Source organism: Bacillus sp. FJAT-27986 (assembly GCF_001685035.1).
Classification (GTDB): Bacteria; Bacillota; Bacilli; order Bacillales; family Pradoshiaceae; genus Pradoshia.
The window spans coordinates 20,583-33,346 of sequence record NZ_MAYV01000014.1 but is presented as its reverse complement, the minus strand read 5'-3'; the positions used below and the strand labels follow the sequence as shown (position 1 = coordinate 33,346).

Sequence of the window (12,764 nt, the reverse complement as noted above, 5' to 3'; positions counted from 1 at the left end):
TTAGGCTGTGGAGATTGTTTAAAGCTATTATTAACTTTCTTGCATCAAATTATATATATGAAGCACAAAAATTTTCTGGTATTACAACAAAGTCATCTTACTTACCATTAAAATTGCAAGTCGATTAAATCCCGAAGTAATAAACTAAGGTATTATCATAGTTCTTTTTATTGTACAGTTTTGTGCGATTGATTCTGGGAGTATCTTGGTAGGGGATAAATAATTAATGATACTATATTGAGTATAATGAACATTGTACATCTGATAGAGGAAAAAGGTGGATTCTAATGATTGTATATGAAGCTCTAAAAAGTGAATTTATGCAAGATGTATTTGAAGATAAACTCGTAGATAATATTGTTGAGAATTATACTGATAAAATTGGTCGAATAAATAAGAGTGAATTAAGGTCTTGGGATAATTCCTTAAAGAATATGCATTTGGTGCTATTAGATCCAGAAATTCCAGATAATGCGGGAGTGGCCATTGAGTTTAAGATACCTTACACATCAAAACGAGTTGACTTTCTTATTTCTGGCTGTGATGAGGAAGAGAATCAATCAATTGTGATAGTGGAATTAAAGCAATGGCAGGAAGTTGAGAAGGTAGAAGGGAAGGAAGCGATTGTCAAAACCGTTCTAGGAGGCGGTCTTAGGGAAACGACGCATCCTTCCTATCAAGCATGGTCATATGCTGCCTTAATAGAAGATTATAATGAAAATGCTCAGGATGGTCAGTTGGAATTATACCCATGTGCTTATCTGCATAATTATATAAAACTACAAGAAGACAATGATCCCATAATAGATGATTATTATCAGTATTATATTGAGAAAGCTCCTGTGTTTAGAAAAGGTGACGCTGCAAAGTTGCGTGAATTTATTAAGAGCTATATAAAATTCGGAGATAATAAGGAAAATCTATATAAAATTGAAAACGGTCGGATTAGGCCCTCAAAATCATTGCAGGATTCCTTAGTCAATATGCTAAAGGGAAACCAAGAATTCGTGATGATTGATGATCAAAAGGTTGTATTTGAAACAGCGAAAACCCTTGCAGCAGAAGCTCAAAGAACCAATACCAAGCAGGTGTTAATTGTTAAGGGGGGACCGGGAACCGGTAAATCAGTATTAGCCATTAATCTTTTAGTTGAGCTAACAGCTAATAATATGGTGTGTCAATATGTATCCAAGAATGCGGCTCCCCGAAATGTTTATGCTAAGAAGTTAAAAGGGGATTTCCGAAAGGGGCATATTGATAATCTATTTAAAGGTTCAGGCAGTTATATTGAGGCGGCAACAAACGCTTTTGATGTTTTAATTGTTGATGAGGCTCATCGTTTAAATGAAAAATCGGGTATGTTTAACAACCTTGGTGAAAATCAAATGAAGGAAATCATAAATGCTTCTAAGTTATCAATCTTTTTTATCGATGAACATCAACGTGTTACATTGAAGGATGCTGGCAGTATCTCAACGATAAAAAAATTCGCTGAAAACTATAATGCGAATGTGTCTTATGCTGTATTAGAATCTCAATTCCGCTGCAATGGATCGGATGGTTATTTGGCTTGGATTGATGATGTTCTGCAAATAAGAAAAACTGCAAATGATCATTTTATGGGAAGTCATTATGACTTTAGAGTATGTAGCGACCCGATTGCTATGAAGAATGAAATCTTTGAATTGAACAAAATAAACAATAAAGCCCGATTGCTAGCTGGATACTGTTGGAATTGGAAGAAGGAAGGCAAGGCTAATTCAGAAATTCATGATATTGAATTACTGGAACATGGCTTTAGTATGAGCTGGAATTTGGCTAATTCCGATAGTTGGGCTATTGATCCCGAATCCGTTAATGAAGTGGGATGTATTCATACATCGCAAGGGTTAGAATTCGATTACATCGGTGTTATCATTGGGGACGACTTAATTGTTGAGGGTAATGATGTAAGAACGGATTATACAAAAAGAGCTCGAACCGATAATTCATTAAAAGGTATAAAGAAAATGATGAAAGAACAACCGGAAGAAGCTGCAAAGGTTGCTGATGAGATTATAAGAAATACTTATAGAACGCTCCTTACTAGAGGTCAAAAAGGCTGCTTCGTATATTGTACGAATAAAGAACTAGAATTGTATTTAAAAGAGCGTGTGAAAGATACTAAGAAGATTTATGAGCCGAATGAATTCTTCCGGCCGAATCAAGAAGTTGCCGAGAAAAAGGGTAAATATAAATAGTTTAAAAGACCTCAGAACAGAGTCCACTCTATAAAGAGAACACTATTCTGAGGTCTGTTTATTTTGCCTGGTATATTCCTTTTTTCAGTCAATAGTTTTTTTAAATGAGACTCAACAGTATCCAATCAATTAAGATTCAACACTTTGTTCTTCGAATAATGCTCTTCTGTATTTTATCCTGATGCTGTTCTGCTCTTCGTTAAAAGTTAAAATCTTGTTGCGATGAAGAAGACAATCTAAGATGACCGTCGATGAAAGATGGATGAAAAAAATAAAAAGATGCACTATCTTTTTTCGGTTATTCCCAGTCTTCCTTTTTTGATAGTTTGGTAGCTCTGACTGTTCTATGTATTTCTTGATTGTCTTACGATCAAAGTCAGTCTCCTTGGCTATTGCGGTTATCGTCCAGCCTTTTTGATAGAAATCTTTAATCATAAAAAACTCCCCTATTCGAATCATGTCTCTCCACGTCAATTCAATTTTCGCTTTGAGACCATTATTCGTTAATTTTGGGGATTTTATCACCGTTGTTAACACCTTCAATAAGTTAGAGGTTCTATTTTGCTATATAGAATCCAGTATAGATTAATTAAATGATATTATTTATATATATAATTTTTGATTGGAGCAATTAACTATGCCTATACACAATAAACTAGTCCGTGATTTAATCCCAAATATAATAGAAGAAACAGGTAAGAAATTTTCAACAAGAATTTTAGATAACGATGAATACGTTAAGGAATTAAGGAAGAAAAGCCAGGAAGAACTGCAGGAGTATTTGGAAACGAAGGATGATGAGAGTGCTATTGAGGAGCTTGCTGATTTATTAGAAATTATTTATGCATTAAGTAAATGCCATGGGGCTGATATTGATAAGGTGGAAGAGGTTCGAGTAAAAAAAGCAGCTAAACGCGGTGGATTCGAAGAGAAAATTTTCTTGATTGAGGTAGAAGATTGAACAAGGTTCAATTAATCTCCCATGATTTAATAAATCATCTTACACAAAGTATCAGACAGGCGAAATCCTGTTATATCCTCACATCCTTTGTCATGAATTCAGGCGTTAAGCTACTGGAGCCGCTTTTGAAAGAAGCGGCAGAAAACGGAGCCGATATTAAAATTTGTACCGGCGATTATCTATATATTACGCAACCGGAAGCGTTAAAGAGATTAATGAACATTCATCCAGAGATTGAAACGAGGATCCGGAAGAGTGAGGGAATATCCTTCCATCCTAAAGCTTATATTTTTGAAAAAGAAGAGGAAGGCATTTTTTATATTGGCAGTTCAAATATGTCCAAGTCTGCTTTAACAAAGGGCGTTGAATGGAATCTGGCGGTTGCCGGTGAAACAGAAGATGATGTAGTAGAGTCTGTGATTACTGAATTCCTTGAGGTCTTTCATAATACTGCTACAGTACCACTGAATGAAATCACTGTCCAAAAATATGAAGCGGAATACATAGCGTTTCATAATCAATATCCGCAGCTGCAGACTAAATGGACCCAACAGGAAGAACTTGATTTGACTCTACCTGTAGAGGATACATCTGGAGAAACTTCAACTACTCCAGGACAAATAATTGAGCCGCCTAAAGTATATAATGCCATTGCTCCGCGTTTTGCTCAGAAGCCTGCACTGGAGGAATTACAGAAAATCCAGGAAGAAGGCTATGATAAAGCAATGGTTGTGATGGCGACTGGTCTCGGTAAAACCTACTTGGCCGCATTTTTTGCCAAGCACAGTTTGATATATATAAGAAAGATCAAAAAGTTGTGTTTGATACTACAAAAGAAATCTGTAATTATCGGTTGCAGGTGTATTTTGAAAGGAAAGTACAATGAGATTATGACATATTCAACAACATGGTAAAGTTATTATCAAAATTGTATTGTATAAATAAGAGAGCCTTATCCTTTAGTGGATAAGGCTTTTTAGTAGTAATTTATATCAGCTGATAAGAGTATTGCTATAAAGGTTTGGTGATAGATTTGTTATTTGATGTAAATTTTCAAAAAAAGCATAGGTTTCTCTAGGTTTTTAATATCCATTTAACTACTTTGTTAACTTGCATTGATAAAGAATAATACCATTTGTAATCCTTCAATGGGATGTGAATTTTAATTGTTAACAGCTGTAAGAAGAACGGTTAATTCCTGAATATCCATTTAGATATTTTGTTGGATTAGTTGGTATTTATGGTATATTTATACTATTCGGAAGAGGGGGATAATATTGTTTAGAGATATAAATAATAAAGAAAATTTAAACTTTGAAGAAAGTGTTAGGGAAGGTGATAATAGTAGTATATTTAATCCTACAGATAAACAAATCACAACTATCTTCCATTCATTAAATACATTAAATCAAGTTGAGATTTTAAATATTATAGGAAGTTTTAATATATCTATTGATCATGACACTATAAAGAAGAAAATGGAGTTAATACAATATCTCATTTACGGTTTTAAAAAAGGAATATTTAAGGAAAGTTTATTTAATGAGTTAAGAAGTCAGGCTTTTAATCCTGATATTGATAGTACGGACGGTTTCTTTTTCTCTTTTGAAGCTGATGTTCCATCTATTTCCAAGGAAGGTCTGGAAATGTTTTTGAAAGACTGGAATGAGGTTAAGGATGATAAAGCAATTGAGTTTCTAGAATTTAATAATCAGAGTGCTACATTTTTAGTAACAAAACATACTGATAAGTTTATTTTTGATCAAGAAAGTATGTTTAGTATAAAATACAACGATGAAAAGAGAGCAAAAGTAGATGTGCACTTTGACAAAAGTATTGTATATGTTCAAACAACAAATACTGTAATCTACAGAACAATAAAAACAATCATTAAAGTATTTCTGCAAGACCTATTGGATATTGAAAAGCTCTATATAACACCTCCAAAGATGAGCAAAAATCTAAGTCTTACTTTTAATGACGAGTTTACGGTAGCTACAGTAGAGAAATCTGTACATCCAAATACTATTAAACTACTTGATATTTTATTAGAATTAGATACACCAAATTCTTCTTTTAGTGGTTTTGAATGTGTAAATATTACTCTTGACCATGAAGATACTATCAATCTTAGAGATGCAAAGTCCAAAATAGTTTCTCAAAAGTATGGTGGCGGGGATTTACTAAAGAATAAAGTCGTAAAGGACTTAATTCTTAGTAATAGAATTATCTATGATATAGAATTTATTATTGAGTATAATCATGTTGATAATGAGGGGGATATTAGAAAACAGCTAGTTACGGTAGGAATGATTAATGATAGGAAAAGTTCCTTGAGGATTTTTATTAAAAATAGTGATTACAATATTCGGAATGTTATTAAGAAAGCGTATAGTGAGCTTACTAGCGTATTCATATCTAACTATGGGGAGTCACGATTAAGGAATGAGGCTAACATAAAAAAACTATTAGGACTTAGTTGAAATGAATACAAATGATAGTATTTTTTATGAGGCTATGCTATATACATTTAAGGATCAGGAAATTTTTTGGATGAAACTTAGACGACTTATAGATGAAATTGAGATCAGTGAAGGGATTTATTTTAATGTTAATATATTAGATAATAATGACACACATAAAAATAAATATTCTTTTTTGATGGATAACAAGAATAATCATATTCAGATTTACATCATAAATAATCTGATGTGGATGTTTGTAGAAGACGTATTTGAATATATACCTTCATTTCAAAGAATTGAGTCAACACTCAGTCAGTATATGTCTAAGATACCTATAACAAACAAACATTTTGTCGAATCAATTTTTAATAGTAATTTTAGTGATAACCTCCTAGAAATAAATATTGAAGGTGAGGACATTTCTGAGTTTGAGGCAGAAACCTTTACTGGAAGTTTTATCAATAAAACTTTTGAATATAGAAGCATCATTAATTCTAGGGATATTCAAATTAGATACCTTAAATTCCAACCTCTTAAATTGAACGCTGTCCTCACCCTTAGGTTTCCTAATATAATTCAATTCAGTGATTATATTGATTTCAAGATTTATCAAAACTTAATTAAGAGCCTTTCAACGTATATTTATAAAACAAATAGAAAATTATTATATTTTAATAAAGGAGAAGGATATGAGGAAAATAACGATAGCAACTACTAATGATGGATATAAAATTGAAGAAATTGGTCACCAACCTTGGCATGAATATGATGGATTGTCTATAGATTTCATTTTAGACTTCAAACATATACCAGAGAAGGAATATTTATTGAAAGTTTCTGGTCTATCTAAAGAATTTGAATGGATAAATGTAGAGGACGATGCTTTTATATTTGATCTTGAGAAAATCAAGAGGAACTTTTCTGTTTTTTCAGAATGTAAATGGATGAAGAGCTATATTACTCTTAAGCCTAACTATGAGCCAGCATTGGATAATTCAAAATTTATAGTGAGTTTCTCAGCAACAAAGAAAGAAATTGAAGTTAACGCACCGAAGAAAATCTTCTTGAGTCATAAAGGTGCTGATAAACCACTAGTTAGAGAATATTTTCAACTATTAAAAGAATTAGGGTTTGATCCATGGCTGGATGAAGACGCAATGGCTGCTGGAACAAAGCTGAATAGGGGAATATACCAAGGATTTAAAGAGTCATGTGCAGCTATATTCTTTGTGACTCCATCATTTAAAGATGAAGATTTTCTAGAGGATGAAATAGATTATGCAATAGATGAACAAAAAGAAAAAGGTGACAAGTTTGCTATTATTACATTGGCATTAAAAGATTCAAATCATAAAACTGGAGAAATTCCTGGCTTATTAAGGAAATATGTATATAAAGAACCAAAATCACAACTTGAAGCATTTAGAGAGATTATTAGGGCGCTCCCTTTAGAAACAGGAAAAAAAGTATGGAAAAATTAATAATAGGTAACTGATACATATTATTTTTCTTTTTTAAATAATACACAATTAAACATAATTGTTATGGAATAAGATGTTCCAAGAAACTGCTTTCGGCTATTAATAATACTAAAAGCGGTCTATGAATTTATCAAAAATAGCATTTAGGAGACTTTCCTAAATGCTATTTTTAATTATTATGATATAGATGGAGTTATTTAGGAGTAACCTTTGGTTGAAGTAGATACTAGTTTTTAATAATATGTATTTTTTCTCTTTTTTCAATTTAATAACAGCGAGGTGTCATAAACATGCTAGAAATAAGATGAAAAATTAATAAAATCATATAACTTCTATGGAATTTAATAAAAAATATGACTCAATATTTTTAAAGTTCTTTTTAGGACTGTATCACCGGCACCGCCATTCGTGTGGTCGCCAAGGTAATTATCAGAGAGATAAGTCCTTAGTACATCATTGACAGACTGAGGCAGGTATGGGGCGGATAATTCTTCAGCAACAATATCATCTCCATGAATATCTCGAAAGTTACTCATTCCTGCCTTAATTGGATTCCATATTGCTGGATCTCTTGCTTCTGAACTCCCCGTACCCATATTATGATATAAATCGGAATTCAATTTTATATTAGTTACAAGAGAAGAATTATGTAGGGAAAATAAAACAGCTAAAGGTACAATGCTCGCTGCGTGGGCTTGTAGGTTATGAGCACCTTGTCCTCTTCTTTTTATAGCAATAGCATCATCTACTCCCTGATCTGCAAGGAAATCAATTAAAAACCTAGTAGTAGAAACTTTGGCTTGGAATTTTAAGTCATTTCTATAATCTGTCATCAAACATTCTCCTTTATTAAAATACGTTCTATGAATATATAGTATAGTACATTTGATTGGAATTAAAAAGTAAATATGTTAAAAAATAACTATAAAAATCTCATTAGGATTTACCCTTTATATCCTCTATAATAAAAGGTAGAACGTTAAAAGAGTTTGGAGGAGACGTATATGAGTATTGAAACAACACTTGTATCGAGGATAAATAGTATCTTACAAGGGTTTGAAGAATATTGGGTTGATGGTGTATTAAATAAACCAAAGGTTATTGATGCACTAAAAAGCTATGACCATACATTATTGAAGCAATTACTTTCAGATGAAGTTATCAAAGATACTTACTCTACAAATATTGATGGTGTTGTTCTATTTAAACAAGAGGAATTCATTGACTTTTTTAGATATAAGGATTATTGGAATGACAGTTTCACTAGATATAGTAATCAAATTGGATTAGCAAATGATAGTCATTATCTAAGATACAATTCTGATGTTGTACTAGACTTTCCATATAAAGATACTGTATTGGAGGGTGGCATGACAAAAGAAGATAAAGCTAAGAATGAAATCTATTATCATAATATCTTAGCAAAAGAAGAGATTGATGTGCTTTTTGAACCTAAGGTACTTTCTAATGTTAAAAAATATAGCTTAGAAGGTGTTAAGGAAGTCAATGAATATAATGGGAATGACAATCTGATTTTAAAAGGTAACAATCTTTTAGCTATACACAGCCTTAAAAAAAGATTTGCTGGTAAGATAGATCTTATCTATATAGATCCACCTTATAATGTAAAGAGTTCCAATAACACGTTCCTTTATAATAATAAATATAATAGGTCTACTTGGTTAGTATTTATGAAAAATCGATTAGAAGCTGCAAAAGAAATGTTAACTTCAGATGGAGCAATGGTTATTGCAATAGATGAAAATGAGCAAGCATATTTAGGTGTGTTATTAGATGAGATTTTCCCAACATATGAGAAACACTTAATTACAATTATTCACAATCCTAGAGGTGTTCAAGGGACAAATTTCTCATATTCAAACGAATTTGCCTACTTTATTATACCTCAAGGGAAAAAGACAATAGCTGATAGAAAACTTTCAGAAAGTGAAATATCTTGGTCCCCGCTTCGCAATTGGGGTGGTGAATCACGAAGAGAAGATGCTAAGAATTGTTTTTATCCAATAATTGTTAAGGACAATGAAATAATTGGATTTGGGGATGTAGCACCTGATGATTATCATCCAACTAAGAATGTCGATGAGGATGGCTATATTTATATATATCCGATTGACGCTAGTGGTGTTGAGCGGAAATGGAGGTATGCACGACAGACTGTTGAACAAATAAAAAATATGTTAATGTGTGTTGAGGGTAAAGATGGCAATCTTGATATTCAGATTGGAAAAGACTTTGGTCAATATAAAACAGTATGGCAAGATCCAAGATATGATTCAAGTGTTTATGGTAAGCAACTAATAAACAAACTTGTTCCAAATAACCCTTTCACATTTCCGAAATCAGTGTATGCTGTATATGATTGTTTATATGCTGTAGTAGGTAAGAAAAAGGATGCGAAAATACTTGATTTCTTTGCAGGGAGCGGAACCACTGGTCATGCAACAATGTTATTAAATAAGAATGATGGTGGTAATCGTCAGTACATTTTAGTTGAGCAAATGGATTATGTTGAAAGTGTTATTGTAGAACGCATGAAGAGCCTTATCATTGATGAGCAATTTAAAGAACAAAATTCTAGTTTTGTTTATGCTGAATTAATGGAGCATAATCAAAGATTTATACGCTTGATTGATAAAATATCAGATGAAAATGAATTGGAAAAATTAATAAATGATATAAAAGAAAACGCATTTTTAAACTTTAAAGTTGAAATTGATAGAATTACAAGTCAGGATGATTGTTTTAAATCTTTAACACTCAATGAAAAGAAAAATATTATAATAAATGCTCTTGATCAAAATCAGTACTACGTAGGATGCTCTGAATTGGAAGATTCTTCTTATGGTATAAATGAACAAGAGAAGGCATTTAACTATTCTTTCTATAAAGGAGGAATAGGGGATGAATGAGGATATCCTACACAAGCGGATAGAAGATGCTTTTAAAGAAATTTGGAATACACCGGAGCAGATTCCTTTATATATAATTAAAAACTTAAAACATAGATTACGCCCATATCAACAACATGCTTTAGAACATTTTATATTTGTACAGAAACAAACAAACTCTAATGTGTTAGCAAATCACCTATTGTTTCATATGGCAACCGGATCAGGTAAAACAACAGTACTGGCTTCAACCATTCTATATCTTTTTAAAGAAGAGGGTTACAAAAATTTCTTATTCTTTGTTAATAGTGACGCTATTATTAGAAAGACTAAAGATAATCTCTCAAATAAATATTCACCGAAATATTTATTTGCATCAGATGGTATTGAGATAAATGGAAGAAATATAAGTATTCAAATAGTTGATGTATTTCCACTTATTCCAGAAGAAGATACAATATATTTAAAATTAACAACAATTCAGAAATTACACCGGGAATTAGAAGATCCTAGGGAAAATGGCTTAACATATGAGTCAATTACAGAGAATCCGATTATTCTACTTAGTGATGAGGCACATCATATAAATGTAGAAACAAAGAAGAAAAAGAAACCGGATAAACAAATGATTGAAGAAAAAAACTGGGAAACAACAGTGAAAAAGATAATGAATAGTAACATAAAGAATAAAATGTTAGAATTTACTGCTACATTGGATTTAACCAAGCAGTCTCTTTTTGAGAAATATAAGGATAAAATTGTATTTCAATATGACTTAAGAAAATTTATGAATGATGGTTATTCAAAGAACGTACTTATAGCAAGAGCGAATGAAGATGATAATTCTAAAATGCTGAATGCTATTCTACTCAGTCAATATAGAAAATATATAGCCAAGGAAATTGATTTAGATTTAAAGCCAATCATTATGTTTAAGTCTCAAAAAATAGCTTTGTCTAAAGATGCTAGAGATAGATTCTTCGATATATTGGAAAATTTAACAGTTGATATTTTGAAGAGGAAAATTACAAGAGAATTATCAAGTAACAGAGGAGAAAAAAATGTTTGGGAAGAAATGTTTGAGTATTACGAGAGTGCTGATCTTGCCAAGGTCATTCGTGATTTAAGAGATGACTTTTCACGGGAAACAGTATTAACTGTAGATACTCAAGAAATTTTCTCTGAAAGAGATGCTTTGTTACTAAATACTTTAGAGGATTTAAATAATCCAATACGCGCAATTTTTGCTGTTGCTAAGCTAAATGAGGGTTGGGATGTTTTAAACCTTTATGATATTGTTCGTTTGAGTGAAAGTGCTAGTAGTACCAAAAATGCTACTGATTCAGAAGCTCAGCTAATAGGAAGAGGTGCGCGCTATTTTCCATTTAAATTTAATGGAGAAAAATCTTTTGTTAGACGATTCGATTATGATAATCGTCGTTTATCTCTATTAGAGAGTTTACATTATCACACCATTAATGATAGTGCGTATATAAAGAATTTAGAAAAATCTTTAGATGCAGCTGGTATTGTTACTAGAGAAGATAAATTTATGAGATTTGAAGCAAAAGTTAAAAGTAAATTTCGTAATCATCCTTTATTTAGGGAAGGCAAGATATATGTTAACCGACGGGTTGAAACGACAGAAGATGATTATACTTCCCTTGCTGATTACAAGATAGATTCGAGTCAAAATTATACCTTAGAAAGGGCTATTGAAACGCAATATGGAAAGAAGAATCTTTCTTTATCAAATAATGGTCTGGGTGATTATCATGATGAAAAGCTACCACTTAATAATAGACTATGGAGGAAGGCTTTACAGAGAAACAAGTTTTTCCGATTTAATAATTTGAAAAAATTTGTGCCAAAAATCACCAGTATTAACGAATTTATAAATGCACCTGATTTCCTTAGGGGAGTGACAATCACTCTTAGATTACCAAACGATATTACTGTAAATGATTTAAGTGCCCAAGAAAAGCTGGGTTTTGTAGAGAAGTTCTTAACTGAGGTTGAGGAGAAAATAATTACTAACTATGCAAAAGAAAGGGGTACCACTGAATTTGAAGGAGAAGCTTTTTCTAGCTTGATAGATGATTATGTGCTTGAAACAAATATAGTAAAAACAAATATAAATAATTCAAGGGGAATGATACAATCACACTCAATGAGAGGGAAAGATTGGTATATTTTTGATCAAGCTCTTGTAAATGGATTGGAATATGATTTAATTAAGGATATTAATGCGCTAATGGCTGAATTAGAATTGAAATATGAAGAAGTATTCCTTATTCGGAATGAGAGAAAAGTGAAAGTTAGAGAGTTTAATGGTGTGAGAGGTTTTATGCCTGATTTTCTATTGTTCCTGAAAGACGAAGCAGCAACATATCAAGTTTTTATAGAACCTAAGGGTAAACACCTTAAGCAACAAGATAAATGGAAAGAAGACTTCCTGTTATCTCTTAACACTAGGGAAGATATCACTATAGTTCATGAATCTGACTCAGTCAAGCTCATTGGTTTAAAGTTTTATTCAGACGAAAGAGAAGATAAGGAAGTATTTAGGCAAGATTTTAGAAATAAATTACTTCCAAATTCACCTTCTAATGATTCTATTAGTGAGGGCTTGTTCGATATAGGATACTCCAATGAAATAGAATAAAGTAGGTAAAGCAGAGCCTCATACAATATTATGAGGCTTTTTT

The 12,764-nt window shown here is 31.9% G+C and carries 10 protein-coding genes; 8 read left to right on the top strand and 2 right to left on the bottom strand.

The annotated features are described in order from the left end of the window. Window positions 1–287 precede the first annotated feature (287 nt). Window positions 288–2,240: a DUF2075 domain-containing protein gene (locus A8L44_RS08830; protein ID WP_066104423.1), complete on the top strand. Its 1,953-nt coding sequence runs from the start codon at window positions 288–290 to the stop codon at window positions 2,238–2,240. A gap of 129 nt (window positions 2,241–2,369) precedes the next feature. On the opposite strand, the gene A8L44_RS18930 is transcribed toward A8L44_RS08830, so the two are convergent. Next, complete coding sequence (locus tag A8L44_RS18930) at window positions 2,370–2,765, bottom strand: hypothetical protein (RefSeq protein ID WP_066104420.1); 396 nt, start codon at window positions 2,763–2,765, stop codon at window positions 2,370–2,372. Window positions 2,766–2,877: 112 nt separating this feature from the next. Here A8L44_RS18930 and A8L44_RS08820 point away from each other — a divergent pair, with 112 nt between their 5' ends. The 5 genes from A8L44_RS08820 (at window position 2,878) to A8L44_RS08800 (ending at window position 7,147) form a co-directional block, all read left to right on the top strand. Beyond that, entirely contained in the window at window positions 2,878–3,201 is a 324-nt protein-coding gene (locus tag A8L44_RS08820; RefSeq protein WP_066104418.1) for a nucleoside triphosphate pyrophosphohydrolase, read from the top strand. Then, complete coding sequence (locus tag A8L44_RS08815; protein WP_066104415.1) at window positions 3,198–4,115, top strand: phospholipase D-like domain-containing protein; 918 nt, start codon at window positions 3,198–3,200, stop codon at window positions 4,113–4,115. Before A8L44_RS08820 ends, A8L44_RS08815 begins: the two co-directional genes overlap by 4 nt. A 363-nt stretch (window positions 4,116–4,478) precedes the next feature. Beyond that, window positions 4,479–5,684 carry a hypothetical protein gene (locus A8L44_RS08810; RefSeq protein WP_066104413.1) on the top strand — a complete coding sequence of 402 codons (1,206 nt, stop codon included), beginning with the start codon at window positions 4,479–4,481 and terminating at the stop codon, window positions 5,682–5,684. Window position 5,685: 1 nt separating this feature from the next. Continuing rightward, window positions 5,686–6,384 (top strand): hypothetical protein, encoded by a 699-nt coding sequence (locus A8L44_RS08805; protein WP_066104410.1) that lies wholly within the window; start codon window positions 5,686–5,688, stop codon window positions 6,382–6,384. After that, window positions 6,356–7,147, top strand: coding sequence for a toll/interleukin-1 receptor domain-containing protein (locus A8L44_RS08800; RefSeq protein ID WP_066104409.1), 792 nt, complete (start codon window positions 6,356–6,358; stop codon window positions 7,145–7,147). Before A8L44_RS08805 ends, A8L44_RS08800 begins: the two co-directional genes overlap by 29 nt. A 341-nt stretch (window positions 7,148–7,488) precedes the next feature. Here A8L44_RS08800 and A8L44_RS08795 read toward each other — a convergent pair whose 3' ends face one another. Further along, window positions 7,489–7,980, bottom strand: coding sequence for a hypothetical protein (locus tag A8L44_RS08795; RefSeq protein ID WP_066104406.1), 492 nt, complete (start codon window positions 7,978–7,980; stop codon window positions 7,489–7,491). A 171-nt stretch (window positions 7,981–8,151) separates the two neighbouring features. Here A8L44_RS08795 and A8L44_RS08790 point away from each other — a divergent pair, with 171 nt between their 5' ends. Both A8L44_RS08790 and A8L44_RS08785 read left to right on the top strand, forming a co-directional pair. Beyond that, window positions 8,152–10,077 carry a DNA methyltransferase gene (locus A8L44_RS08790; RefSeq protein ID WP_139063830.1) on the top strand — a complete coding sequence of 642 codons (1,926 nt, stop codon included), beginning with the start codon at window positions 8,152–8,154 and terminating at the stop codon, window positions 10,075–10,077. Then, window positions 10,070–12,721, top strand: a complete 2,652-nt coding sequence (locus A8L44_RS08785; protein ID WP_066104403.1) for a DEAD/DEAH box helicase family protein — start codon at window positions 10,070–10,072, stop codon at window positions 12,719–12,721. Before A8L44_RS08790 ends, A8L44_RS08785 begins: the two co-directional genes overlap by 8 nt. Window positions 12,722–12,764 lie beyond the last annotated feature (43 nt).

What these genes read in the sequence shown, in the direction of transcription:
- A8L44_RS08820 (WP_066104418.1), top strand. Translation starts at nt 2,878, where the DNA reads ATGCCTATACACAATAAACTAGTCCGTGATTTAATCCCAAATATAATA.
- A8L44_RS08795 (WP_066104406.1), bottom strand. Translation starts at nt 7,980, where the DNA reads ATGACAGATTATAGAAATGACTTAAAATTCCAAGCCAAAGTTTCTACT.
- A8L44_RS08805 (WP_066104410.1), top strand. Translation starts at nt 5,686, where the DNA reads ATGAATACAAATGATAGTATTTTTTATGAGGCTATGCTATATACATTT.
- A8L44_RS08790 (WP_139063830.1), top strand. Translation starts at nt 8,152, where the DNA reads ATGAGTATTGAAACAACACTTGTATCGAGGATAAATAGTATCTTACAA.
- A8L44_RS08830 (WP_066104423.1), top strand. Translation starts at nt 288, where the DNA reads ATGATTGTATATGAAGCTCTAAAAAGTGAATTTATGCAAGATGTATTT.
- A8L44_RS08800 (WP_066104409.1), top strand. Translation starts at nt 6,356, where the DNA reads ATGAGGAAAATAACGATAGCAACTACTAATGATGGATATAAAATTGAA.
- A8L44_RS08785 (WP_066104403.1), top strand. Translation starts at nt 10,070, where the DNA reads ATGAATGAGGATATCCTACACAAGCGGATAGAAGATGCTTTTAAAGAA.